The organism is Actinomycetospora lutea (assembly GCF_028737205.1).
Taxonomy (GTDB): Bacteria; Actinomycetota; Actinomycetes; order Mycobacteriales; family Pseudonocardiaceae; genus Actinomycetospora; species Actinomycetospora lutea.
The window spans coordinates 1-22,219 of record NZ_JAQZAL010000030.1 but is presented as its reverse complement, the minus strand read 5'-3'; the positions used below and the strand labels follow the sequence as shown (position 1 = coordinate 22,219).

The window sequence follows — 22,219 nt, the reverse complement described above, 5'->3', positions numbered from 1 at the left end:
TACCGCGGTCCTCAGCGGGCCTCGTAGACGACGGTGCCGGTCTCGCGGCCGGTGGTGCGCAGCGCGAGGCGCCGCTCGTCCTCGGTCAGACCGCCCCAGACGCCGTAGGGCTCGCGGGTGGCCAGGGCGTGGCGGCGGCACGGCTCGATGACCGGGCAGGCGGCGCACACCTTCTTGGCCTCGGCCGCGCGGTGCTCCCGTCGCGGGCCGCGCTCGCCATCCGGGTGGAAGAAGAAGCTCGAGTCCATCCCGCGGCACGATCCGTGGAGCTGCCAGTCCCACTCGTCGATGATGGGGCCGGGCAGGAGTCGGATGTCAGCCATGGCGGTCCTCCCAGTCGGTGCATCCGGCCGGGGGGATTGCTTTCCCCGGAATCGGAGTGGCGACGGCGGTATCCCCGGCCGCCCGAGACCCCAAACACCCCTGAACAGCGCAGTCGCGCGCTCGATCGTGGGTGTCCGGCTCCGGCGTGCACTGTGATGCGTCGCCCTCGTCGTGAACGGGTGCCCACGGGGGGTGACGAGTAGGCTCACCGGCACGGCAAGTACGTTGCCGGGGGATCGACGAGGAGGGCTCGGACACCCGGGCTCGCCCGACATGACCGGAGGGGGACCAGACGCCGTGGCCACCGATGACGACCTCACCGCGGAGGACCCGCTCGGCGTCGATGTGCAGCGGTCGAACGGCGCGTCGGTGATCCGGCTGGCCGGCGAGATCGACATGCTGACGACGCCGGCGCTGCGCGCGAAGGTGAACGAAGAGCTCCAGGGCAAGCCCACGGTGCTCGTGCTCGACATGCTCTCGGTCGAGTTCCTGGGATCGAGCGGCCTCGCGCTGCTCGTCGAGGCGCTCGACGAGTCCCGCAACCGTGACGTGGCGCTGCGCCTCGTCGCCAACTCGCGGCCGGTGAGCCGGCCGTTGCAGGCGACGGGTCTGACCGACCTGTTCTCGCTCTACCCGTCGGTCGAGGCCGCACTGGCCGGATGACCGGCGCGGGGCCCTGCCGTCCGCGTCGCCTGCGCCGATACGGTGGCACCGCCACCGTCCTTCTCACCTGCCGCGAAACGGAGATCAGCAGCCGTGCAGACGCCGGAACCGCAGCAGCGTGATCGTTCGTCCACCGCCACCGATCCGGGTGACGGCTCGGGCGGCCTCGCCGAGACCCCGACCCCTGTCGAGGTCCGGGTGCACGCCGATCCCGCGCTGATCCCGTCGGTGCGGGCGGTGGCCGCCGATCTCGCCGCGCGTGCCGACTTCGACCTCGACGCCGTGTCCGACCTGCGGATGGCGGTCGACGAGGCCTGCTCGGCCCTGGTGCCGCTCGCCCGCGAGGGCGGCCAGCTGCGCTGCGGGTTCGCCATGGCGGACGGCCGGATCGACGTCATCTGCCGGGTGCCGGTGGCGGGCGAGGCCGCGCTGCGGCAGGACACCTTCGGGTGGCGGGTGCTGACCACGCTCACCGACGACGCGCAGGTGCTCGACGCCGACCCGGACTGGCTCGGGATCCACCTGCGCAAGCAACGGCTCAACCCGTGACGGAGCCGGCGCGCGCGCTGCCGGACGCCGCCGAGGAGTCGCCGAACACGCCACGGGATGACAGGTCGGAGGGGACGTCGCGCGGGTCGTCGAAGGGGTCCCGCAACGAGGACTCGTACGACCACCTCGTCCCGATGCTCACCGAGCACGCTGGGCTCGCCGCCGACGACCCGCGCCGCGAGGTCCTGCGTGACCGCCTCGTCGAGGGCTACCTGCCCCTGGCCCGGCACATCGCCCGCCGCTTCTCGCAGCGGGGCGAGCCGCAGGAGGACCTCGAGCAGGTCGCGACCGTCGGCCTGATCCACGCGGTCGACCGGTTCTCGCCGGAGCGCGGCTCGGACTTCCTCTCCTACGCGGTGCCGACGATCACCGGCGAGGTCCGGCGCTACTTCCGCGACAAGGCGTGGTCGACGCGCGTGCCCCGCCGGCTCAAGGACCTGCGCCTGGCCATCGGGTCGGCGATGCCCCAGCTCTCGCAGGAGCTGAACCGCGCGCCCACCGCGGGCGAGCTCGCCGAGCACCTCCAGCGCAGCCGCGAGGAGGTGCTCGAGGCCCTCGAGGCCGCCAACGCGTACCGCTCGAGCTCGCTGGACGACATGCTCGTCGACGACCCGTCGAGCGGGCGCCTCGCCGACGTCCTGGGGTCCGCGGACGCCGAGCTCGAACAGGTCGAGCACCGCGAGACCGTGCAGCCCGCCCTGCGCAAGCTCCCCGAGCGCGAGCGCACGATCGTCATGCTCCGCTTCTTCGGCGGCATGACACAGACCCAGATCGCCGAGCGTGTGGGCGTGTCGCAGATGCACGTCTCGCGCCTGCTCACCCGCACCCTCGCGACCCTGCGCGCCGACCTCTCCGACCCGCCGACGCCGTAACGCCCCCGGTACGAGCGATGCGGCATCGCTGGCGTGTGACGCCAGGATCGCCACATCCTCGCGGCGCGACACGCCGACGCGCAGGGGTGGGTCAGCGTGGTGGCCACGCCCGCGGATCCGATGCCGGGTCGCGACGGCCCCACGATCCCGCGGCTCACACGGCGACGGGCAGGCGCTGGTAGCTCCGCAGCAGCAGCGAGCGCCTCCTCACCGCCCCCGCTTCCCGGTGCAGCGTCGGCATCCGTTCGGCCAGCACCGCCAGTGCGACGCGCGCCTCGAGCCGGGCCAGCGGCGCGCCGAGGCAGAAGTGGATGCCGCCCGAGAACGCGAGGTGCTCGGCGCGCGTCGGGCGATCGAGGTCGAAGACGTCCGGGTCGGTGTGCACCGCCGGGTCCCGGCCGGCGGCCCCGAGCATCGCCATGACGACGGTGTCGGGCGCGACGTCACGCTCGCCGAGGTGCACGGTCTCGTGGGGCGTGCGCGCCGTGAACTGGATCGGTGCGTCGAACCGCAGGCTCTCCTCGACGGCGTCGGCGCTGCGTCCGGGGTCGGCGGCGAGCTGGGTCCAGGGGCCGCGCGCGTCGGTCATCGCGGCGACGGCGTTCGACAGCAGCGTGCTCGTTGTCTCGAACCCGGCGAGCAGCAGCAGCGCCGCCAGGCTGATCGTCTCCTCGACGTCGGCGTCCTCGGCGGCGAGGTGGCTGATGAGGTCGTCGGCGGGATCGTGGCGCCGCTTCTCGAGCAGGTCGCCCAGCAGCCTGTGCAGTTCGACGATCGCGCCCTCGAGCCGGTGCAGCGCGCGCAGCGACCGCACCCCGCCGAGCCCCGCCCCGACCGCCCGGCCCCACCGCGCGAACGATCCCGCGTCCTCGTCCGGGACGCCCAGCAGCTCGGCGATCACCGCGACCGGCAGCGGGGTGGCGACGTCGGCGACCAGGTCGAAGCGCTCCCGCCGGGCCGCGTCGTCGACCAGCCGCTCGGCGAGCCCCGCGACCAGCGGCTCGTAGGCGTTGACCCGCGCCGGGGTGAACCACCTGCCGACCAGGCGCCGCAGCCGCGTGTGCTCGGGCGGGTCCATCCCGAGGAACGACAGGTCGACGGGCTCGAGCAGCGGGTCGCGCTCACCGTCGACGGCGCCGCCGAGCGAGCCGCCGCTGCGCGTCCGGACCATGAAGCGGCGGTCGCGGACGAGGTCGCGGCAGAGCGCATGGGTGGCGACGACGAGCACGCCGGCGCGGCTGGCGTACGGCTGCGCGGCCTCGCGTAGCTGGCGCTGGACGCCGGTCGGGTCGTCGATCCAGGGTCGGTAGAGCAGGCGCAGCACCGGGTCGCCGGCGAGGGCCATCGCGAGCCCGCCGGCCCGCACGGCGGCCAGGCGCGTGCCGAGCGCGATGTCGCGGCGGAGGTCCATCGCTCGATCCTGGCGCGCGCCGGGTCGGCGAGGAAGCCGGTGATGCCGGGGAGTCGCTGACCCCCTCGGCGTGCTGTATCGGATCTGTCAGCGTGGCCGGCACACCCCGCTGCCCGAGCGCCCCGGCGTGTCACGCGAGCGAGGATGTGGCGATCCTGGCGTCACACGCCAGCGACGCCGCATCGCTCGCACCGGCTCAGCGCAGCGCGTGCCGGCCCTCGTCGTCACGGCGCGTGCGGCCTTGGCGCGCGAGGTATTCGAGCAGCGGGACCGCGACGCGGCGGGTGGTGCCCAGCGCCTGGCGCGCTTCGGACAGCGTGAACGGTGAGGGCAGGTCCGCGAGCCGGGCGACGGCGACGTCGGCGGCGTCGGGCGCGAGGTAGATCCCGTCGCCGACCTTGAGCAGCGCCCCCGCCTTCACCGCCGCGCCGAGCTCGCGGGTGCGCAGGCCCAGCTCGGCGAGCCGATGCGCCTCGGGTGCCGCGAAGGGCGCCTCCTCGAGGTCCGCGCGCACCGCCGCCACGGCCGCCCGCACGGCGTCGGGCAGGCCCCCCGCGTCGCGGGCCCGCACCCGGCCCCCGGCCGCCACGATCGACGACGCCCCGGGCTCGGCGAGCACGAGGTCGAGGAGCCGGGGCTCGGGCAGGTCCAGGGCCTGCGCCGCGGCCTTCGCCGGCAGGCCGGCGTCCAGCGGCTGTGCCTGCGCGTGCGCCGCCACCGCGTCCACCAGCCGCGACGCCAGCGACGCCAGGTGTGCGGGGTCCACCAGCCACCCCGCCGCCGACGGTACGCCGTCCGGTACCGACGCCCCGAGCGCCACCAGGTCGTCGCGGCGGATCAGCCGCCGTCGCGCGAGCTCGCCGAGGGCGTCGGGCACCCCCTCGGTCGCGGCCAGCTCCCCGGCGCGGGCCCGGGCCGCGCCCCGCCGGCGCAGCGCCGGCGGCCGCACGTCGAGCACCGTCACCCCGCCCAGCACCCGGTGCGCACCCGGGTCGCGCAGCAGCGCGTGGTCGCCGGGGCGCAGCGGCAGCGGTTCGTGCAGCGTCAGCCGCACCGTCCGCGTGACCTCGGAGTCCGGCGCGTCCGACCGCGACAACGGACGCACGCGCGCCGCGACCGCCGCCGACCCCACGTGCAGCATCACCTGCTGCGGGAGGTCCACGGCGACCGTGTGCCCCCGCGGCGGCCCCACCCGCACGTCGACCACGTCGCCGCGCAGCCACTTCCCGGGCGTCGTCAGCGCGTCACCGCGCCCGATCTCGTCGAGCCCGACCCCCCGCAGGTTTAGCGCCACCCGCGCCACCGCGCGCACCGGGTCGACGCTCTCGCCGAGCGCCTGCAGCCCGCGCACGGTGACGGAGCGCGAGCCCAGCGCCAGCTCGTCGCCCACCCGGATCGTGCCCGCGCCGAGGGTCCCCGTGACCACCGTGCCCGCGCCCCGCACCGTGAACGCGCGGTCGACCCACAGCCGCACGTCGGCGTCGAGGTCCGGTGCGGGCAACCCGCCCACCAGGTCGACCAGGGCGGCACGGAGGTCCGACAGCCCCGCCCCCGTCGCCCCCGACACGCACACCGCCGGCAGGCGCCCCAGCGACGACTCGCCCAGGTGCTCCAGGGCCTCGTCCCGCGCGAGCTCCGGGTCGGCGAGGTCGCTGCGGGTCACGACGAGCAGCCCGTCGCGCACGCCGAGCGCGTCGAGGGCGTCGAGGTGCTCGGTGGACTGCGGCATCCAGCCCGAGTCGGCGGCGACCACGAACATCGTCGCCGGCACCGGGCCCACGCCGGCGAGCATCTGCGTGACGAACCGCTCGTGGCCCGGCACGTCGACGAACGCGACCGGCTCGTCGGTGCCGGGCAGCGTCGTCCACGCGAAGCCGAGATCGATCGTCATGCCCCGCCGGCGCTCCTCGGCCCAGCGGTCGGGCTCCATCCCCGTCAGCGCGCGGACCAGCGTCGACTTCCCGTGGTCGACGTGCCCGGCGGTCGCGACCACCCTCACGCCAGCACCGACCGCACCGCCGACACCACCCGCGAGTCCGCCTCCGGCGGCACCGAGCGCAGGTCGAGCACGCAGCGGCCCTGCTCGACGCGCGCCACGACGGGATCGCGGCCCGTGCGCAGCCGATCGGCCAGCGCGGAGGGCAGCGCCACGCCCGCGCTCGGCAGCGCCACCCCGGGCGCGCCGCCCCCGCCGACCTCCGCGACACAGTCGATCGCCTCCGCCGGCGCCCCGATCCGCGCGGCCACCGAGGCCGCCCGCGACCGCAACGACGCCACGGAGGCCTCGAGGAGGGACCGCACCGGCGGCGCCGGCCCCCGCAGGGTCGCCTCCAGCGCGGCCAGGGTCAGCTTGTCCACGCGCAGCGCCCGCGCGAGGGGATGGCGGCGCAGCCGGTGCACGAGGTCGGCGTCGCCGAGCAGCAGCCCCGCCTGCGGTCCGCCGAGCAGCTTGTCGCCCGACGCCGTGACCAGCGACGCGCCCGCGCGCAGCTCGGTCGTCGCGTCGGGCTCGTCGGGCAGCAGCGGGTGCGGCGCGAGCAGCCCGGACCCGATGTCGGACACGACCGGCACGCCCAGCCCGAGCAGGCCCGACACCGGCACCGACGACGTGAACCCCGTGACCACGAAGTTCGAGGGGTGGACCTTGAGGATCATCCCCGTGTCGGGGCCGACGGCGTCGGCGTAGTCGGCGGGGTGCACCCGGTTGGTCGTGCCGACCTCGCGCAGGCGCGCGCCGGTCGACTCGAGCAGATCGGGCAGCCGGAACCCGTCGCCGATCTCCACCATCTCGCCGCGTGCGATGACGATCTCGCGCCCGCCTCGGCCGGTCGAGCTCCGCGTCGCGTCGCCTCCCGCGAGCGCCGTCGCCGCGAGGATCAGCGCGGCCGCCCCGTTGTTGGTGACGTGCACGCCGCCCGCGTCCGGCACCGCGGCCGCGAGCGCAGCCAGGGCACCCGCGCCGCGGCGGCCCCGCCCGCCGGTGGCCAGGTCCAGCTCGACGTCCGTCGTCCCCGCCGCCGCGTCCAGCGCGTCGCGCGCGGCCGCCGACAGCGGCGCCCGCCCCAGGTTCGTGTGCAGCAGGACCCCGGTCGCGTTGACGACCGGACGCATGCTGGCCGCCGTGGGGGGCAGGGACGCGACGGCCTCGTCGGCCACCGCCTCGGGCGCGATCTCCCCGGCCCGCGCCCGGTCCTGCGCGGCCACGACGACCTCCTTGACGCGCGCCCGCCCCAGCGTCGCCAGCGCCGGTTCCAGGCGCGCGTCGGCGAGCACCGTGTCCGTGCGCGGCACCCGCCGGCGGTGATCGTCGCTCACCCCGACATTGTGCGCTCCGAGCCCGACGGCGAGCGCCCCCACCGGCGCCGGCGACGCCGACGACCGACCCCCGGTCGGGGCCGCGGGGCGTCAGGCGAAGGCGCGGTCCGAGGGGGTCGTCCGGTCGCTGGGCGTGTTCGTCGTCTCCTGGCGCTGCCGGAGGCGCTCGCGCTGCGGGACGACGATGTGCGCGGGGTCGTTGGCCGACGCGATCCCCGCGTCAAACACCCCGAAGCGGGTCAGCGCCGACCCGGCCATCAGCGCCAGCCCCGACAGGGCCGCCGACCAGCGGCGGCGCCGCCCGACCAGCGCCCCCAGCGCGCCCGCGACGAGGCAGGTCTTCGACGCCCGCATGAGCGTCCTCGCCCGACCCTTGTCGTAGACGTCCGAGAGCATCCCCAGGTCGTGCTGCATCTTCTCGTCGATCGCGAGCTCGACGGCCGCGCCCGCGATCGCGAGACGGGCGGCCGGCTCGTTGTCGCGCACCGACGCGAACACCAGCCCGGCACCGCCCCCGGCGGCCGCGGCGCTGGCGCCGAACAGGATCGGCATGTGGCGGTGCGCCTCGTGCCATACCGGCACCGCGGTGTTGGAGAACAGCACCGCCGTGTACGTCGCGAGCGCCGGCCCGATCGCGGCCGCGGCGACCCCCGTGACGTCACCGGTGCGCCGGAACCAGCCGGTCAGCTCGGTCGCGGCGGTGGCCGCGGCGAACGTCGCGAACGGCGAGAGGATCCACGTGCCGACCGAGAGCGGCGAGGTCGGCTTCAGCACCCGCAGCATGTGCAGGAACCGCGCCGGCCGGTGCAGGTCGTGGACGAGGAACACCGTCCCGCCGACGGCGCCGCCGGCCGCGGCGAGACGCCCGGCCCGCCGCAGCGTCGGCCGGTCCGTCGCACGCGCCATCGCCGCGAGCACCGACGACGAGCCGGCCAGCCCGCCGAGGAACAGGTACAGCGGCACGTCCGGGTTCTTCCACACCGGCGCCTTGATGATCGGGCGCCCGTAGTAGGAACGGAACTCGGCCTCGGGGACCTGGAGCTCCTCGCCGCGGCCGCGCCGCCTGCTGTCGCGCCGCGGCTTGACCTGGTCGTGGTCGATCCGCGCCCGCTCGGGCATCTCGGCCGGGTTCGCGTCACTCATGGGTCGAGCTCCCGCTCCGCTTCGTCTCCCGCGTCACTTGCGCCCCCTCCAGAACGCCGCGACGACCGCCGCGCCGAGGCCCACCGCGGTCAGCGCCGCGTTGCGCCACATCTCGGGCAGGTCGCGGGTGGTGACGATCGGGTCCGGCGGCAGGCCGTAGACCTCCGGCTCGTCGAGCAGCAGGAAGAACGCCCCGTCGCCGCCCACACCGTCGTCGGGGTCGCGCCCGTAGAGCCGCGCCTCCTCCACGCCGCGCCCGTGCAGCTCGGCGAGACGCGCGTCGGCCGCGGCCTGCAGCTCGTCGAGATCGCCGAACTGGATCGAGTTGGTCGGGCACGCCTTGGCGCAGGCCGGTTCGAGGCCCTCGCCGAGGCGGTCGTAGCACAGCGTGCACTTGTGGGCGCCGCCGTCGGACTCGCGCACGTCGATGACGCCGTACGGGCAGGACGGCACGCAGTACCCGCACCCGTTGCAGATGTCGTCCTGCACGACGACCGTGCCGAACTCCGTGCGGAACAGCGCGCCCGTCGGGCAGTTGTCCAGGCAGCCCGCGTGCGTGCAGTGCTTGCAGACGTCCGAGGCCATCAGCCAGCGGACGTCCCGCTCGTCGTCGGGGGTCTGCTGGCCGTGCGCGCCGACGATTCCTCCCCCCGTCGCTCCGCTCGCCCCGTCGGGCAGCAGCGCCAGCAGGTCGACGGTGCCGCCGCCCGGGGGAGGGGTCGCCGCGTCGCGCGTGGGCGCCCCGCCGGTGATCGCCGGCAGCCCCGAGGGCATGTGCCCGGTGGTCGCCGTCCCGTGCGGCCGGACGTCCTCGATGAACGCGACGTGGCGCCACGTCGAGGCGCCGAGGTCACCGGTGTTGTCGTACGACATCCCGGTCAGGCGGTAGAGGTCGGAGGCGTCGGTGCCGTCGTCGGGCACCAGGTTCCACTCCTTGCACGCCACCTCGCAGGCCTTGCAGCCGATGCAGACCGAGGTGTCGGTGAAGAAGCCGACCCGCTTCGGGTGGTCGCCCGACCACCCGGCGTCCGTCGTGGGATCGGGCAGCAGCCCGGAGAGCGACGGCGTCTCTCCCGAGAACGCCTCGAACACGTTCGTCATGGTCGAGCTCCCCTCTCGGCGTGCTCCCCTGACGGCTTCGTCTCCGTCGTCACGTGATGCCTCCCGGCTCCACCCCGGCCTTGCGGCGGTACGACTCGACGAACTCCAGCAGCGCCGGGCCACGGGGACGCCGGCCGGGCTGGATGTCGCAGGTCGCGACCTTCGACTCCTGGATGTGGACGTTCGGGTCCATCACGACGCCCAGCAGGTCGTTCGCCGGGTCGCCGCGGGACAGGCCGTTGGACCCCCAGTGGTAGGGCAGCCCGATCTGGTGCACGACGTTGTCCCCGATCCGCAGGGGCTTCATGCGCTCGGTCACCACCACCCGCGCCTCGATGGCCGTGCGCGCCGAGATCAGCGTCGCCCAGCCGAGGTGCTCGAGGTTCCGCTCCTGCGCCAGCGCGGGCGAGACCTCGCAGAAGAACTCCGGCTGGAGCTCCGCGAGGTAGGGCAGGAACCGGCTCATGCCCCCGGCGGTGTGGTGCTCGGTGAGCCGGTAGGTCAGGAACACGTAGGGATAGGTGTCCGACATCGACGGGTTGAGCCGGTTCCAGGCGCGGACGATGTCCTCGCGCGCCGGGTTGTCCTGCTCGGCGTGCAGCATGTTCGCCACCGGCGACTCGACCGGCTCGTAGTGCGTCGGCATCGGCCCGTCGGCCAGGCCGGTCGGCGCGTACAGCCACGCCTTCCCGTCGGCCTGCATGATGAACGCGTCGGTGCCCGACAGCGCGTCCTCGTGCGTCGCGCCCTCCGGCGGCCGGTACGACGGCGGCTTGCCGGCCTCGAAGTCGGGGATGTCGTGGCCGGTCCAGCGGCCAGCCTCCTCGTCCCACCACACGTAGGCCTTGCGCTCGCTCCACGGCCTGCCGTCGGCGTCGGCCGACGCGCGGTTGTAGAGCGTGCGACGGTTCGCCGGCCACGCCCAGCCCCACTCGGAGGCGACCCAGTCCTGCTCGGATCCGGGCTTGCGGCGGTCGGCCTGGTTGACGCCGTCCCTGTAGACCCCTGTGTAGATCCAGCACCCGCCGCTGGTCGACCCGTCGGCCTTCATCTGCGTGTAGCTCGACAGGTGGTTGCCGTCGGCGTCGAAGCCGTTGATCTCGGCCAGCACCGACTCCGGGTCCGGCTCGGAGTGCACGCCGAAGGTCGGGTAGTCCCACGTCAGGTCGAGCAGCGGGCGGTCGCGCTCGTCGGTGGAGCCCGCGAGCTTCTCCCGGATCTTCCTGCCCAGGTGGTAGTAGAAGTGCAGCTCCGAGCGCGCGTCACCCGGCGGGTGCACCGCCTCGCGGCGCCACTGCAGCAGCCGCTGGGTGTTGGTGAACGTCCCGGACTTCTCGGTGTGGTTCGCGCACGGCAGGTAGAAGACCTCGGTGCCGATGTCCTCGGTGCGCAACTCCCCGGTCTCGATCTCGGGACCGTCCCGCCAGAACGTCGCCGTCTCGATCATCTGCATGTCGCGGACGACGAGCCACTCGAGGTTCGCGAGCCCGAGGCGCTGCATCTTGCCGTTCGCGTGCCCGATGGCCGGGTTCTCGCCGACGACGAAGTAGCCGAACGTCTTGCGGTCGATCTGGTCGCGGACGATGCCGTACGTGCCGTGGTTGCCGGTCAGCCGCGGCAGGTAGTCGAACGCGAAGTCGTTGTCCGCGGTCGCCGCGTCGCCCCACCACGCCTTGAGCAGGCTGATCAGGTAGGCGTCCATGTGGCCCCAGAACCCCGTCTTCGCCGCGTCGGCGTCGAGGAAGCTCTGCAGGTCGGAGTGCAGGTGCGCGTTGGGCATGGGGATGTAGCCCGGCAGCAGGTCGTAGAGGGTCGGCACGTCGGTCGAGCCCTGGATGCTGGCGTGCCCGCGCAGCGCGAGGATGCCGCCGCCGGGACGGCCCATGTTGCCCAGCAGCGTCTGCAGGATCGCCGCGGCGCGGATGTACTGCACGCCGACGCTGTGGTGGGTCCAGCCGACCGAGTAGACCCAGGCCGTCGTGCGCTCGCGGCCCGAGTTCTTCGTGATCGCGTCGGCCACCGTCAGGAACTGCTCGACGCTCATCCCGCAGACCTGCGACACCGCCTCGGGCGTGTAGCGCGCGTAGTGCCGCTTGAGCACCTGGTACACGCAGCGGGGGTGCTGGAGCGTGTCGTCGCGCTCGGGGTCGGCGGGCGCGTAGGCCTGGTCGCCCGCGCCGCCGGCGGTGTCCGACGTGAACCTCGCGCGCTCCTCGCGGAGCTCGGACTCCCAGTGGTCGCGCTGCCCCGCCGCCGGCGCGGCGTAGGCGCCGTCCATCTGCCACGAGATCGGGTCGTAGCGCCCGGTCTCGTGGTTGTAGCCGGAGAACACGCCGGCGAGGTCCTCGGTGTCGAGGAAGTCCTCACCGACCAGTGACGCGGCGTTGGTGAACGTCGTGACGTACTCGCGGAAGTCGAGCTCGTTCTCCAGCACGTGGTGGATGAGCCCGCCCAGGAAGGCGATGTCCGCGCCCGCCCGGAACGGCACGTGCAGGTCCGCGACCGCGCTCGTGCGCGTGAAGCGGGGGTCGACGTGGATGACCGTGGCGCCGCGGGCCTTCGCCTCCATCACCCACTGGAAGCCCACCGGGTGGGCCTCCGCCATGTTGGAGCCCTCGATGACGATGCAGTCGGAGTGCTGCAGGTCCTGCTGGAAGTTCGAGGCGCCGCCACGACCGAAGCTGGTCCCCAGACCGGGGACGGTGGCGCTGTGTCAAATGCGCGCCTGGTTCTCCACCTGGATCGCGCCGAGCGCCATGAACAGCTTCTTGATGAGGTAGTTCTCCTCGTTGTCCAGCGTCGCGCCGCCGAGGCTGGAGAACCCGAGCGTGCGGCGCAGGACCCGGCCCTCGTCGTCGGTGTCCTGCCAGCCGCGCCGGCGGGCGTCGATGACCCGGTCGGCGATCATGTCGACCGCCGTGTCGAGGTCCAGGTCCTCCCACTCGGTGCCGTACGGGCGCCGGTAGCGCACGGTCGTCACGCGCGTCGGGGAGGTCACCAGCGACGTCGACGCCGAGCCCTTGGGGCACAGCCGCCCGCGAGAGACGGGCGAGTCGGGGTCGCCCTCGACCTGGGTGATGCGCCCGTCGCGCACGTAGATGTTCTGCCCGCAGCCCACGGCGCAGTACGGGCACACGGACTTGACGACCTCGTCGGCGTCCCGGGTGCGCGCCTCGAGCGCCTTGGTGCGCGGGGACTGGACGGCGGCACCGCGTCCGAGCGGATCGGGACCGGTCGCCTGCCGGAACATCGGCCACTCGCCGAGCCAGGTGCGGGCACCCACGTGACGCTTCCCCCTGGGGTCGAGGAGATCTGGTGGTGTTGCGGTGGTGTTGGCGGAGGCGGACGGGAATCGAACCCGCCTGGCCGAGATGCTCGACCACTACGGTGTTGAAGACCGCGGGGGCCACCAGGCACCCTGACGCCTCCGCCGCCGAGCCTAGGTCCGGCCCGGAGGGTGCGCAGAACGGGGCGCGCGAGGTTCGAGGAGTGCCCCGACCGGGGAACCACGGCGGTCGTGTGGACCGCTACCGACACGCGCCTCGTGGTGACGGCCGCCGCCGTTCTCCTCGTGATCGAGTACGTCGGGATGTCGGTGCGCGACACGTTCCGCACCTGGTCGGTGACGGCGACCGTCGTCTCGGTGGTCGGGCTGGTCATGGTGCTGCTCGCGAGCCTGGTCCAGTGACGCCCGACCTCGTCCTCGGCGTCGACATCGGCACCACGGCCACGAAGGCCGTCGCCTTCACCGTGGACGGTGACGATCAGGGCCACGGCTCCGCCCCCCACCACCTCGACGAGCCCGAGCCCGGCGCCGCCGTCCAGGACCCCGAGGCCCTGTACGAGGCGGTCGGCGACGCCGTGCGCGACGCCGTCGCCGACCTCGACCCGCGCCGGGTCGCGGCGCTGTCGTTCAGCTCCGCCATGCACGGGCTGCTCGCCCTGGACGCGGCCGGCGACCCGATCGGCCCGCTCGTGACCTGGGCCGACCCCCGCGCGAGCGACACCGCCCGCGACCTGCACACCCGCGTCGACGCCCTCGCCCTGCACCGGCGCACCGGCACCCCCGTGCACCCCATGAGCCCGCTGCTCAAGCTCGCCTGGCTGCGCCGCGCCCGTCCGAGCCTGCACGCCGCCGCGCACACCTGGGGTGGCATCAAGGAGTTCGTGCTCGCCCGCGCCACCGGCGCCCGCGTCGCCGACACCTCGTGCGCCTCGGGCAGCGGGCTGCTCGACCTCGCCACCGGCACCTGGGACCCCGAGGCGCTGGAGATCGCCGGCATCACCGCCGACGCCCTCGGCGAGCCCGTCGCCCCGACCGCGGTCGTGGGCCGGCTGCGCGAGATCGGCTGGGGCCTGCCCGCCGGCGTCCCCGTCGTCGCGGGCGGGGGCGACGGGCCGCTCGCCAGCCTCGGCGTCGGCGCCGTGCGCCCCGGGGTCGCCGCGTGCTCGATCGGGACCAGCGGGGCGCTCCGGGTCACCGTCGAGCGGCCCGCCGTCGACCCCCGCGGCCGCGTGTTCTGCTACGGCCTCGCCGACGAGCGCTGGGTCGTCGGCGGGGCGATCACCAACGGCGGCCTCGTCCTCGACTGGGCGCACGAGACGCTCGGGCGCGACGTCGACGAACTCCTCGCCGCCGCGCAGGCCGTGCCGGCGGGTGCCGACGGGCTCCTCGCCGTGCCGCACCTGCTGCCCGAGCGCGCCCCGCACTGGGACCTCGGCGGCGCCGGCGCGCTCCTCGGTCTGCACCGGCGGCACACCGCCGGGCACGTCACGCGCGCCCTGCTCGAGGGCGTCTGCCTCCAGCTGCGCCTCGTGCTCGACGCCCTGCGCGAGGCCGGCCTGGCGGTGCACGAGGTGCGCGCCACCGGCGGCTTCGCGCGCAGCACGCTGTGGCGCCAGATGCTGACCGACGCCCTCGACCTGCCGGTCGGCTTCCCGACCGTCGACCAGGGCTCGGCGTTCGGGGCCGCGCTGCTCGGGATGCAGGGCGTCGGTCTGCTGCCGCCGGGTCCCGACGCGCTGGTCGCCGCTGCCGAGCGGATCCCCCTCGGCGAGACCCGGCACCCGGGGCCCGACGCGCCCGCCTACGCCGCGCGCCTGCCGCTGTTCGAGCAGGCCCACGACCTCACCCGGGCGCTGTAGCGGTCGGCGCGCCGACGAGGCGCCGCGGGGCCCTCTAGTCGTCCGCCGCGTCCGCCGCGTCCGCTACGGCCTCGAGCTCGACCAGCGCGTCCTCGAGGTAGCCGAGCAGGTGCTGCAGGTGCGGCACCGCGCGGCGGTCGCCGGTCACGCCGATCTCCATGCTGTCCGCGTAGGACATGACGGTGATGTTGAGGGCCTGCCCGTCGAGCGGCACCGAGATCGGGTAGATGCCGTCGAGCTTCGCGCCCTCCCAGTACAGCGGGTCCTTCGGGCCGGGCACGTTCGAGATGATCAGGTTGAAGCCCTGGTTGATCGCCGACGTGCCGGGGACCAGGCCCATCCCGATCGGGGCGGCGACGACGGCGGAGAGCGCGGCGATCGTCATCGGGTCACGACCCTGCAGGTTTTCCTTGGCCGCGAGGCCCGACTGGCGGATCCTGCGCAGCCGCTCGGCGGGGTCGGGCTCGTTCGTCGCCAGGTTGACGAGGATCGCCCCGAGCGCGTTGCCGGAGCCGGAGTCCTCGAGCGCGACGGGCAGGGCTGCCACGAGCGGCTTCTCGGGCAGCCCGCCGTGGGCCTCGAGGTAGTGCCGCAGGGCGCCCGCGCTCATCGCCAGCATCACGTCGTTGAGGGTGGTGCCGGTGCGCTCGCGGACCCGCTGGATGCGCTTGAGCGGCCACGACTGCGCCGCGAAGCGCCGCGCCCCGGTGATCGGGACGTTGAGCATCGTCGGCGGCGCCTCGAACGGCAGGGCCAGGTCGTGCTCGACCAGCCCGCGGTAGGCCGACGACAGCAGCGCCGGCCCGACGTTGAGCGACTGCCCGACGCCCTCGGCGAACGTGCCCGCGGTGCGCAGCGCGCCGCCGACGTACTCGCGCGCGGTCCCGAGCACCCCCGTCGGCGCCGGCGCCTTCTCGCCCACCGGGCGGCTGGTGCGCCCGGGGCGTGGGTCGACGGCCCAGAACGGGGGCATGTCGCGACGCTCGGGGTCGGTGCTGAGCGCCTTCTCGAGGTGCCGCATCGCGCGCACCCCGTCCATCATCGCGTGGTGGATCTTGCTGTAGACGGCGAACCGGTCGCCCTCCACGCCCTCGATGAGGTGGAACTCCCACAGCGGGCGGTGCCGGTCGAGCAGGCTGCCGTGCAGCCGGGACACGAGCTCGAGCAGCTCGCGGATACGCCCCGGCCGGGGCAGCGCGGACAGGCGCACGTGGTACTCGATGTCGACGTCGTCATCGGTCGTCCAGGCCCACTGGCCGAGGGTGGAGACCCCGCGCGTCGCGCGCCGGCGGAAGAGCGGCGCGATGTCGACATCACCGGACACGAGCCGTCGGTGCAGGTCGGCGAGGTAGTCGGGGCCTGCGTCCTCGGGCCGGTCGAAGAGCATGAGCGAGCCGACGTGGGTCGGTCGCTCGCGCGACTCCGCCAGCAGGAACATCGCGTCCCGGAACGACATCGTCGCCACTTCCGCACCCTCCCGACACCTGGCACGCCCTGCCGGGCGTGTCCGCGGCCAGTGTGACCTACTCGTGAGTCAGTGTCGCGCGAGCCGTCTGCGGGCCGCGCTCACGGCTCCTCCCGGCGGGCACGCCTGCCCCGCGCGATCTCGGTGCCGAGGGCGTCGAGCCGCTGCTCCCAGAAGTGCCGGAACGGCGCCAGCCACCCGTCCACCTCGCGCAGCCCGCCCGCGTCGACGGAGTACAGCCGCCGCGTGCCCTCGGCGCGCACCGACGCCAGCCCGCTCTCGCGCAGGACGCGCAGGTGCTGCGACACCCCGGGCTGCGAGATGCCGAACTCCTCGCGGATGTGCTCGACGACGGCGCCCGAGGCCAGCTCACCGTCGGCCAGGAGCTCGAGGATCCGCCGGCGCACCGGGTCGCCGAGCACGTCCATCGCGTGCACGAGCCGACGATATCAGCGAAAGCTGATAGAGAGTCCTACGCGAAGCGCCGCGCGATCCCCGGGTAGTCGACCACCAGGCCGGCGTCGTCGTAGACGAGGACGGCGGCGAAGTCGCCCTCCGAGGTGTAGTCGAAGCGGTGCTCGTCGAGCCGGCGGTAGGTCTGGTCGAGCCGCACCACCGCCAGTGTCAGCCCTCCCCGACGAGCCCCGCGGCGATCGCGCGGGCACGGCGCACGCGGTCGAGGTCGCCCTCGAGACCCCCGCGGACCATCGCCCCCTCGAGCAGCAGGGCCAGGTGCTCGGCAAGCGCCCCGGCGTCCTCGCGCGGCGCCAGGGCCTCGTGCAGCAGCCGCTCGACCTCGGCCTTGTGTCCCGCCACCTGCGTGCGCCCCGGGTCGCCCGCGGGCAGCTCGCCCGCGGCGTTGAGCAGCCCGCACCCGCGGAAGTCGGCCTCCTCGGCGTGCTCGACGTACGCGTCGAAGACGGTGAGCGCGCGCGCTCCGGGTCCCGCGTCCCCGGGCAGCGCCGCGACCAGCCGGCGGTGCACGTCGAGGAACCCCTGCTGGCGCCCGTCGAGGTAGGCCGCCACGAGCTCGGCCTTCGAACCGAAGTTGTTGTACAGGCTCATCTTGGCGACGCCGGCGTCGGCAGTGATCACGTCGATGCCCGTCGCGGCCACCCCCTGCGCGTAGAAGCGTGCCGACGCCGCCGCCACCAGCTTCGTTCGTGCCGTCCCGCGTGCGCTCATGATAGGTAGACTAGTCTACCCAGCATGAGTCTCCTCGACCGGAACGCCCTCGTCGACGGCGTCCGCCTCGCCTACCGCGACCGCGGGGAGGGCGAGCCCGTCGTGTTCGTGCACGGCACCCCCTCGTACTCCCACGAGTGGCGCCACGTCGTCCCCGCGGTCGAGGCCGCCGGCCACCGCGTCATCACCTACGACCTGCTCGGCTACGGCGACTCGGAACGCCCCCTCGCCCGCGACACGTCGGTCGGCGCCCAGACCGACCTGCTGCTCGCGCTGCTCGACGAGCTCGGTGTCGAGCACCCGACCCTGATCACCCACGACATCGGCGGGGCGATCGGGCAGCGGGTCGCCGTCCTGCACCCCGGCACGGCCCGGCGCCTCATGCTCATCGACACCGTCAGCTACGACTCGTGGCCGTCACAGACCTGGCAGGAGATCATCCGCACCCGTCTCGACAGCTACGCGAGCATGTCGGCGGACGAGTTCGAGGCGATGATGACCCGCCAGCTGACGATGACCGTGGCCGACGAGTCCGTGATGACCGGTGACGAGCTGCGCGCGTTCCTCGCCCCGCACCGCACGGCGCTCGGCCGGACCTCCTTCTTCGAGCACCAGGTCCGCCACTACGACTCGCGCTGGACCGAGGAGCTCACCGACCGGCTCGGCGAGGTCGCGATCCCGGTGCGGATCGTCTGGGGTCGCGCCGACCGGTGGCAGCCGGTGGCCTACGCGGAGCGGCTCGCCGAGGACATCCCCGGCGCGTCCCTCGTCGTCGTCGACGGTGCCGGCCATTTCCTCATGGAGGACGACCCCGCCCGCCTGACGCGCGAGGTGCTCGACTTCCTCGCCGGCCCGTGAGCGGGGAACGCCCCTGCTCGTGCCGCGGCCGGACCTGATCACTCCCAGGTGCGCGGGTCGACGCCGGCGTCGCGGGCGAGGCGCCGGTGGCGGCCGGTCCGCCGGGCGACCCGCGCGAGCCCGCCGAACACGGCGCGCTGCAGCCGGGGCGGGACGCCGGCGAGGTACCCGTCCTGGAAGTCCCACAGCAGCCCCAGCGCCAGCGGGTCGAGGGGAACGCCGCCCGAGCCGAGCAGCCCGCGCCGGTCGAGGGCGAACATCACCTCGAACATCTGGCGGTGCCGCCCCGGCGGCGTGACCTCGTGGTCCATCACGAGGTCCGCCTCCTCGACGCGTGACTCGTGCACCGCGCCCGCCGGGATCGTCACCGAGTCCCCCGGGCCGAGCGAGTGCCACGTCCCGTCGACGGCGATCGCCACGCGGCCGGTGCGCACGGTGAAGGTCTCGGCCAGCTCCGGGTGCCAGTGCGGGCCCGCGAGCCGGGTCCGGCGCGTGGTGCGGTGCTCCATGTGCAGGACCTCGGGGGTCTGCGAGATCACCCGTGCGCTGCTCGACCCGTCGCGGGACTCCATGGCACCACTGTCCCTCAGGTGATCGCGCCCGGATCCTCGCTCGCCTCGGGCAGCACGACGCCGTCCTCGAGCACGTTCGCGCCCGGCACCTCCTGCAGGAAGATCGCGAGGTCCGCCTTCGCGTGCCCCGTGATCTCGCACCAGGCGTCGGCGAGCTCGTGCAGGAGCCGTGCGCGGACCTCGGCCGACCGTCCCGCGCGGATGATCCCCACCATGCGCGGCCCGTCGACGGGCTCGCCGGCCACGAAGATGCTGCCGGGCGGCACCTCGACGAAGGAGCAGTGCACGTAGGCGCTCGGGGCGCCGGTGACCTCCGCGTGCACCTTCGTCATCGCCGCCGCGATCTCGTGCTGGTGCTCCAGCGTCGCGTCTCCGCCGGGGACCGTGAACTGGTAGAAGGGCATGCCCGAGGACGGTAGCTGAGCTGCTCGCACTCGAAAAGAGTCCTAGACTCGCCGCGTGCGGCACGACGACCTCGGCGACGTCTGGTGCTCCGTCGCGCGGACCTGGTCGGTGATCGGCGAGCGCTGGACGATGATGATCCTGCGCGAGTGCTTCCGCGGGGAGCGGCGCTACGAACACTTCCGGTCGAAGCTCGGGCTGGGCGCCAACGTCCTCAACGACCGGCTGCGCGTCCTCACCGCGGAGGGCGTGCTCGACCGCGTGCGCTACCAGGACGCCCCGGCGCGGCACGAGTACCGGCTCACGGCGAAGGGCGCCGACCTCTACCCGGTGCTGGTCGCGCTGATGCGGTGGGGGGACGCGTACGAGACCGACGTCCCGCCCGTCCGGCTCGTGCACCGCACCTGTGGGCACGAGGCCGCGCCCCGGCTGACCTGTGCGCACTGCGCGGAGCCCGTGAGCTGGCGGGAGATGACCGCGGAGTTCGAGCCGGAGGCCTGGTAGCCGGTCAGGTCCGGGGCCGCGGCGCCCGCGCGGCGACGAGCCCGCCGACGACCCGGTCACCGGCACGGCGCGCCCCCGGCAGGACTCGAACCTGCAACCGTCGGATTAGAAGGCCGATGCGCTATCCGTTGCGCCACGGGGGCCCGGCGGCAGCGTAGCCCGACCGGACGCCCCGCTCCCGACCGCGACCTACCCTGGAGCCGTGGCCACCACGACCCCGCCGCCCGCCGAGGCACCGGAGCCCGCCTCGACCGTGCGGCCCAGCACCCCCGGAGGCCTGTTCGTTGCCCAGGTCGGTCCGCTGCTCGCCGTCGCCGCGGTGGTGGCGCTGGCCCTGAGCACCCTGTCCGGCGCGGCGACCTTCGCGCGTCTCGGCCTGCCCGACCCCGGGCCCGTCACCGTCTACGCGCTGCCCGTGGTGCGCGCGCTGAGCCAGGCGGCCGCGGCCGCGACGATCGGCTTCCTGCTGCTGGCGGCGTTCTTCACCCCGCCCGCGTCGTCGGGGTGGTTGTCGGCGGACGGCTACCGGGCGGTCCGCGTCGCGTCGTGGGCCGCCGGGACGTGGTCGGTCGCGGCCCTGCTGATGATCCCGCTGAGCGCGGCCGACGCCTACGGCCGCCCGGTCTCGCAGATGCTCGACATGCGGGTGCTGTCGGTCGCGGTCCCCGGCATCGAGACCACTACCTCGTGGGCCCTGACCGCCCTGATCGCCCTGGTGACGCTCGGCGTGACCCGCGTCGTGCTCGGCTGGGGCGCCGCCGTGGTCGGGGCGGGCGTGGCCCTCGCAGGTCTGCTCCCGCTCGCGCTCACCGGGCACTCGGCCGCGGGCGGTGACCACGACGTCGCCACCAACAGCCTGCTGCTGCACGTGCTCGCGGCGGCGGTCTGGGTCGGCGGCCTCGTCGCGCTGGTCACCCACCTCGTCGCCGGCGGCCGGCACCCGGCGCTCGCCGCGCGGCGCTTCTCGGCGGTCGCGCTCGTCTGCTGGGTGGTGCTGGCGCTGTCCGGGGTGATCAACGCCCTGGTGCGGATCACACCGACCGATCTCCTGACGAGCACCTACGGCGTCCTGGTCGTCGTCAAGGCGCTCGCGCTGGTGGCCCTCGGCGCCTTCGGCTGGTGGCACCGTCAGCGCACGCTGCCCGCGCTGGCCCGCGGGGACTCCGGCGCGATCGTGCGCTTCGCCGGCCTCGAGGTGCTCCTCATGGCCGCGACGATGGGCGTCGCCGTGGCGCTCGGCCGCACGCCGCCCCCGGTGGTGCCGGAGGCACAGCCGAGCCGTCTGGAGGCGCTCGTCGGCTACGCGGTCGACGAGCCGTTCACCGCCGCCGGCGTGATCACCCAGCCGCGGTTCGACCTGATCTTCGGCACTCTCGCGCTGGTCCTCGCCGGGCTCTACCTCGCGGGGGTCCGGCGCCTGCGCCGTCGGGGCGACACCTGGCCCGTCGGGCGCACCCTGTCCTTCGTGGCGGGCTGCCTCGTGCTCCTCGTCGCGACCTCGTCGGGCATCGGCCGCTACGCCCCGGTGATGTTCAGCGTGCACATGGGCCAGCACATGATGCTCAACATGCTGGTGCCGATCCTGCTGGTCCTGGGCGGCCCGGTGACGCTCCTGCTGCGGGCGCTGCCCCCGGCCGGCGCCGACGCACCGCCCGGCCCCCGCGAGTGGGTGCTGGCGGCGGTGCACTCCCCGGTCGCGCGGGTGCTGACCCACCCGCTCGTCGCCCTCGCGCTGTTCGTCGGCAGCTTCTACGTCCTGTACTTCTCGGGTCTCTTCGACGTCGCGCTCGAGTCGCACTGGGCGCACCTCGCGATGAACGTCCACTTCCTGCTCGTGGGCCTGCTCTTCTTCTGGCCGATCGTCGGCATCGACCCGAGCCCGCGCCAGCTGCCGCCCATCGGGCGCCTCGGCCTGCTCTTCGTCGCCATCCCGTTGCACGCGTTCTTCGGGATCGCGGTGATGACCTCCGCGACCGTGATCGGCTCGGGCTTCTACCAGCAGCTCGAGATGCCCTGGATCGACCGCCTCGCCGACCAGACCGCCGGCGGCGGGCTGGCCTGGGCGACGGGCGAGGTCCCGATGCTCATCGTGCTGATCGCGCTGCTCGTGCAGTGGTCCCGTGCCGACGAGCGGACCGCGCGACGGGAGGACCGCCGCGCCGACCGTGACGGCGACCGCGACCTCGAGGCCTACAACGCCATGCTCCGGTCACTCGCGACGACGGGCCGCCCGACGCCGCCCGAGAGCCGGTCCACCGAGGAGGCCCCGGCGGACACCGGGGCCGAGCTGGGAGAACGCCGGAGCTGACCCCGGGGGTCGGGGCCGCGACGCGGCGTCGCGTACAGTGGAGACGCACCCGGGGAACGGACGCCGATCGGCGGCCGGCCGGGAGCCGACCGAGGCCTCGGGGCCTCGGGTACAGTCGAAGACGGCGATCGGGCCGGGTCCTGCGGGACCGAGCAGATCGCCTCCGCCCGACATCGGGACGGACCGCCGGGGACCCCCTGGAACGGACCGCGAAACGAGTCGGGTACAGTGGGAGTCACCGCGAGGAACTCGGACGAATCGGTCGCGGCGATACGCGTGTAGTTGTCCTTTGAGAACTCAACAGTGTGCTGAATGTTTGGTGTGTTTGTCCTCGTCGGCATGGCGCCTTTGTGGGTGTGGTGTCGTTGGGGTTTCTTTGGGTGGCCTGGTCCTTGTTTGCCA

At 74.2% G+C, this 22,219-nt stretch carries 21 protein-coding genes and 2 tRNA genes; 8 read left to right on the top strand and 15 right to left on the bottom strand.

What is annotated here, in order from left to right:
- Positions 1-11: 11 nt before the first annotated feature.
- On the bottom strand, positions 12-323 hold the full coding sequence (locus tag PHK61_RS25790) for a WhiB family transcriptional regulator (protein WP_274283888.1): 312 nt from the start codon (positions 321-323) through the stop codon (positions 12-14).
- Between the two features lie 298 nt (positions 324-621).
- Here PHK61_RS25790 and PHK61_RS25785 point away from each other — a divergent pair, with 298 nt between their 5' ends.
- From PHK61_RS25785 to PHK61_RS25775, 3 genes are all read left to right on the top strand, one after another.
- Entirely contained in the window at positions 622-987 is a 366-nt protein-coding gene (locus PHK61_RS25785) for an anti-sigma factor antagonist (RefSeq protein WP_274283887.1), read from the top strand.
- Positions 988-1,080: 93 nt separating this feature from the next.
- Positions 1,081-1,536, top strand: a complete 456-nt coding sequence (locus tag PHK61_RS25780; RefSeq protein ID WP_274283886.1) for an ATP-binding protein — start codon at positions 1,081-1,083, stop codon at positions 1,534-1,536.
- 134 nt (positions 1,537-1,670) lie between these two features.
- On the top strand, positions 1,671-2,408 hold the full coding sequence (locus PHK61_RS25775) for an RNA polymerase sigma factor SigF (protein WP_274283933.1): 738 nt from the start codon (positions 1,671-1,673) through the stop codon (positions 2,406-2,408).
- A 154-nt stretch (positions 2,409-2,562) separates the two neighbouring features.
- On the opposite strand, the gene PHK61_RS25770 is transcribed toward PHK61_RS25775, so the two are convergent.
- The 7 genes from PHK61_RS25770 to PHK61_RS25740 form a co-directional block, all read right to left on the bottom strand.
- Positions 2,563-3,819 carry a cytochrome P450 gene (locus PHK61_RS25770; protein ID WP_274283885.1) on the bottom strand — a complete coding sequence of 419 codons (1,257 nt, stop codon included), beginning with the start codon at positions 3,817-3,819 and terminating at the stop codon, positions 2,563-2,565.
- 196 nt (positions 3,820-4,015) lie between these two features.
- Positions 4,016-5,818: a selenocysteine-specific translation elongation factor gene (gene selB / locus PHK61_RS25765; protein WP_274283884.1), complete on the bottom strand. Its 1,803-nt coding sequence runs from the start codon at positions 5,816-5,818 to the stop codon at positions 4,016-4,018.
- The gene (gene selA / locus PHK61_RS25760; protein WP_274283883.1) at positions 5,815-7,134 is read right to left on the bottom strand and encodes an L-seryl-tRNA(Sec) selenium transferase; all 1,320 of its coding nucleotides are present in this window, start codon (positions 7,132-7,134) and stop codon (positions 5,815-5,817) included. The genes selB and selA overlap by 4 nt, the downstream gene beginning before the upstream one ends.
- A 90-nt stretch (positions 7,135-7,224) precedes the next feature.
- A complete protein-coding gene (gene nrfD, locus PHK61_RS25755) occupies positions 7,225-8,277 on the bottom strand; it encodes an NrfD/PsrC family molybdoenzyme membrane anchor subunit (protein ID WP_274283882.1) in 1,053 nt (350 codons plus the stop codon).
- Positions 8,278-8,310: 33 nt separating this feature from the next.
- A complete protein-coding gene (locus tag PHK61_RS25750; protein ID WP_274283881.1) occupies positions 8,311-9,378 on the bottom strand; it encodes a 4Fe-4S dicluster domain-containing protein in 1,068 nt (355 codons plus the stop codon).
- Positions 9,379-9,427: 49 nt separating this feature from the next.
- Complete coding sequence (fdh, locus tag PHK61_RS25745) at positions 9,428-12,661, bottom strand: formate dehydrogenase (protein WP_274283880.1); 3,234 nt, start codon at positions 12,659-12,661, stop codon at positions 9,428-9,430.
- Positions 12,662-12,711: 50 nt separating this feature from the next.
- Positions 12,712-12,807: transfer RNA gene (locus tag PHK61_RS25740), tRNA-Sec, on the bottom strand.
- Positions 12,808-12,895: 88 nt separating this feature from the next.
- On the opposite strand from PHK61_RS25740, the gene PHK61_RS25735 reads away from it, so the two are divergent.
- Positions 12,896-13,066 carry a GntT/GntP/DsdX family permease gene (locus tag PHK61_RS25735; protein ID WP_274283879.1) on the top strand — a complete coding sequence of 57 codons (171 nt, stop codon included), beginning with the start codon at positions 12,896-12,898 and terminating at the stop codon, positions 13,064-13,066.
- Positions 13,063-14,523: a gluconokinase gene (locus tag PHK61_RS25730; RefSeq protein ID WP_274283878.1), complete on the top strand. Its 1,461-nt coding sequence runs from the start codon at positions 13,063-13,065 to the stop codon at positions 14,521-14,523. The genes PHK61_RS25735 and PHK61_RS25730 overlap by 4 nt, the downstream gene beginning before the upstream one ends.
- Before the next feature lie 34 nt (positions 14,524-14,557).
- On the opposite strand, the gene PHK61_RS25725 is transcribed toward PHK61_RS25730, so the two are convergent.
- The 4 genes from PHK61_RS25725 to PHK61_RS25710 form a co-directional block, all read right to left on the bottom strand.
- Complete coding sequence (locus PHK61_RS25725; protein WP_420791439.1) at positions 14,558-15,988, bottom strand: WS/DGAT/MGAT family O-acyltransferase; 1,431 nt, start codon at positions 15,986-15,988, stop codon at positions 14,558-14,560.
- 101 nt (positions 15,989-16,089) lie between these two features.
- Complete coding sequence (locus tag PHK61_RS25720) at positions 16,090-16,425, bottom strand: ArsR/SmtB family transcription factor (RefSeq protein ID WP_274283877.1); 336 nt, start codon at positions 16,423-16,425, stop codon at positions 16,090-16,092.
- A gap of 35 nt (positions 16,426-16,460) precedes the next feature.
- Entirely contained in the window at positions 16,461-16,601 is a 141-nt protein-coding gene (locus PHK61_RS25715; RefSeq protein ID WP_274283876.1) for a putative glycolipid-binding domain-containing protein, read from the bottom strand.
- 11 nt (positions 16,602-16,612) lie between these two features.
- Positions 16,613-17,173 (bottom strand): TetR/AcrR family transcriptional regulator, encoded by a 561-nt coding sequence (locus PHK61_RS25710; protein ID WP_274283875.1) that lies wholly within the window; start codon positions 17,171-17,173, stop codon positions 16,613-16,615.
- Between the two features lie 24 nt (positions 17,174-17,197).
- Here PHK61_RS25710 and PHK61_RS25705 point away from each other — a divergent pair, with 24 nt between their 5' ends.
- A complete protein-coding gene (locus PHK61_RS25705; protein WP_274283874.1) occupies positions 17,198-18,031 on the top strand; it encodes an alpha/beta fold hydrolase in 834 nt (277 codons plus the stop codon).
- 38 nt (positions 18,032-18,069) lie between these two features.
- Here PHK61_RS25705 and PHK61_RS25700 read toward each other — a convergent pair whose 3' ends face one another.
- Together PHK61_RS25700 and PHK61_RS25695 are read right to left on the bottom strand one after the other, a co-directional pair.
- Entirely contained in the window at positions 18,070-18,603 is a 534-nt protein-coding gene (locus tag PHK61_RS25700) for a cupin domain-containing protein (RefSeq protein ID WP_274283873.1), read from the bottom strand.
- Positions 18,604-18,617: 14 nt separating this feature from the next.
- Positions 18,618-19,007 carry a tautomerase family protein gene (locus tag PHK61_RS25695; RefSeq protein ID WP_274283872.1) on the bottom strand — a complete coding sequence of 130 codons (390 nt, stop codon included), beginning with the start codon at positions 19,005-19,007 and terminating at the stop codon, positions 18,618-18,620.
- A 55-nt stretch (positions 19,008-19,062) separates the two neighbouring features.
- Between PHK61_RS25695 and PHK61_RS25690 the strand changes: the two genes are divergently transcribed.
- Positions 19,063-19,509, top strand: coding sequence for a winged helix-turn-helix transcriptional regulator (locus tag PHK61_RS25690; RefSeq protein WP_274283871.1), 447 nt, complete (start codon positions 19,063-19,065; stop codon positions 19,507-19,509).
- Between the two features lie 70 nt (positions 19,510-19,579).
- On the opposite strand, the gene PHK61_RS25685 is transcribed toward PHK61_RS25690, so the two are convergent.
- Positions 19,580-19,652, bottom strand: a tRNA-Arg gene (locus PHK61_RS25685).
- A 59-nt stretch (positions 19,653-19,711) separates the two neighbouring features.
- On the opposite strand from PHK61_RS25685, the gene PHK61_RS25680 reads away from it, so the two are divergent.
- Positions 19,712-21,817, top strand: a complete 2,106-nt coding sequence (locus PHK61_RS25680; RefSeq protein ID WP_274283870.1) for a bifunctional copper resistance protein CopD/cytochrome c oxidase assembly protein — start codon at positions 19,712-19,714, stop codon at positions 21,815-21,817.
- The last annotated feature ends 402 nt before the right edge of the window (positions 21,818-22,219 follow it).

What these genes read in the sequence shown, in the direction of transcription:
- PHK61_RS25750 (WP_274283881.1), bottom strand. Translation starts at nt 9,378, where the DNA reads ATGACGAACGTGTTCGAGGCGTTCTCGGGAGAGACGCCGTCGCTCTCC.
- nrfD (WP_274283882.1), bottom strand. Translation starts at nt 8,277, where the DNA reads ATGAGTGACGCGAACCCGGCCGAGATGCCCGAGCGGGCGCGGATCGAC.
- PHK61_RS25775 (WP_274283933.1), top strand. Translation starts at nt 1,671, where the DNA reads ATGCTCACCGAGCACGCTGGGCTCGCCGCCGACGACCCGCGCCGCGAG.
- PHK61_RS25705 (WP_274283874.1), top strand. Translation starts at nt 17,198, where the DNA reads ATGAGTCTCCTCGACCGGAACGCCCTCGTCGACGGCGTCCGCCTCGCC.
- PHK61_RS25770 (WP_274283885.1), bottom strand. Translation starts at nt 3,819, where the DNA reads ATGGACCTCCGCCGCGACATCGCGCTCGGCACGCGCCTGGCCGCCGTG.
- PHK61_RS25710 (WP_274283875.1), bottom strand. Translation starts at nt 17,173, where the DNA reads ATGAGCGCACGCGGGACGGCACGAACGAAGCTGGTGGCGGCGGCGTCG.
- PHK61_RS25695 (WP_274283872.1), bottom strand. Translation starts at nt 19,007, where the DNA reads ATGCCCTTCTACCAGTTCACGGTCCCCGGCGGAGACGCGACGCTGGAG.
- PHK61_RS25700 (WP_274283873.1), bottom strand. Translation starts at nt 18,603, where the DNA reads ATGGAGTCCCGCGACGGGTCGAGCAGCGCACGGGTGATCTCGCAGACC.
- PHK61_RS25790 (WP_274283888.1), bottom strand. Translation starts at nt 323, where the DNA reads ATGGCTGACATCCGACTCCTGCCCGGCCCCATCATCGACGAGTGGGAC.